This window comes from Pseudomonas sp. TR47, from assembly GCF_044143025.1.
In the GTDB taxonomy this organism is placed as follows: Bacteria; Pseudomonadota; Gammaproteobacteria; order Pseudomonadales; family Pseudomonadaceae; genus Aquipseudomonas; species Aquipseudomonas putida_E.
The window spans coordinates 1-1,632 of sequence record NZ_JBHFCS010000065.1 but is presented as its reverse complement, the minus strand read 5'-3'; the positions used below and the strand labels follow the sequence as shown (position 1 = coordinate 1,632).

General features: G+C 52.5%; 2 rRNA genes. Both read right to left on the bottom strand.

The window, feature by feature from the left end:
• A 5S ribosomal RNA gene (gene rrf / locus ACEWE8_RS26015) occupies positions 1-108 on the bottom strand; the annotation flags it as partial.
• A 131-nt stretch (positions 109-239) separates the two neighbouring features.
• Positions 240-1,632, bottom strand: a 23S ribosomal RNA gene (locus tag ACEWE8_RS26010); the annotation flags it as partial.

Below are 1,632 nucleotides of genomic sequence, written 5' to 3'. Positions count from 1 at the left end.
ATGACCTACTCTCACATGGGGAAACCCCACACTACCATCGGCGATGCATCGTTTCACTACTGAGTTCGGGATGGGATCAGGTGGTTCCAATGCTCTATGGTCGTCAAGAAATTCTGTAGCCAGAATGTCCAGATGGACAGCCCAGCGAATTCGGATATGCGATAGTTGTGATGTTGCGAACTTTCGGTTCTTTCGTCTTCACCACCACAATCTGCAGAAGCAAATTGCTTGGGTGTTATATGGTCAAGCCTCACGGGCAATTAGTATTGGTTAGCTCAACGCCTCACAGCGCTTACACACCCAACCTATCAACGTCGTAGTCTTCGACGGCCCTTTAGGGGATTCAAGATCCCAGTGAGATCTCATCTTGAGGCAAGTTTCCCGCTTAGATGCTTTCAGCGGTTATCTCTTCCGAACATAGCTACCCGGCAATGCCACTGGCGTGACAACCGGAACACCAGAGGTTCGTCCACTCCGGTCCTCTCGTACTAGGAGCAGCCCCTCTCAAATCTCAAACGTCCACGGCAGATAGGGACCGAACTGTCTCACGACGTTCTAAACCCAGCTCGCGTACCACTTTAAATGGCGAACAGCCATACCCTTGGGACCGGCTTCAGCCCCAGGATGTGATGAGCCGACATCGAGGTGCCAAACACCGCCGTCGATATGAACTCTTGGGCGGTATCAGCCTGTTATCCCCGGAGTACCTTTTATCCGTTGAGCGATGGCCCTTCCATACAGAACCACCGGATCACTAAGACCTACTTTCGTACCTGCTCGACGTGTTTGTCTCGCAGTCAAGCGCGCTTTTGCCTTTATACTCTACGACCGATTTCCGACCGGTCTGAGCGCACCTTCGTACTCCTCCGTTACTCTTTGGGAGGAGACCGCCCCAGTCAAACTACCCACCATACACTGTCCTCGATCCGGATAACGGACCTGAGTTAGAACCTCAAAGTTGCCAGGGTGGTATTTCAAGGATGGCTCCATGAGAACTGGCGTCCCCACTTCAAAGCCTCCCACCTATCCTACACAAGCAAATTCAAAGTCCAGTGCAAAGCTATAGTAAAGGTTCACGGGGTCTTTCCGTCTAGCCGCGGATACACTGCATCTTCACAGCGATTTCAATTTCACTGAGTCTCGGGTGGAGACAGCGCCGCCATCGTTACGCCATTCGTGCAGGTCGGAACTTACCCGACAAGGAATTTCGCTACCTTAGGACCGTTATAGTTACGGCCGCCGTTTACCGGGGCTTCGATCAAGAGCTTCGCTTGCGCTAACCCCATCAATTAACCTTCCGGCACCGGGCAGGCGTCACACCCTATACGTCCACTTTCGTGTTTGCAGAGTGCTGTGTTTTTAATAAACAGTCGCAGCGGCCTGGTATCTTCGACCGGCATGAGCTTACGGAGCAAGTCCTTCACCCTCACCGGCGCACCTTCTCCCGAAGTTACGGTGCCATTTTGCCTAGTTCCTTCACCCGAGTTCTCTCAAGCGCCTTGGTATTCTCTACCTAACCACCTGTGTCGGTTTGGGGTACGGTTCCCAGTTATCTGAAGCTTAGGAGCTTTTCTTGGAAGCATGGCATCAACCACTTCGTCGCCTAAAGGCAACTCGTCATCAGCTCTCGGC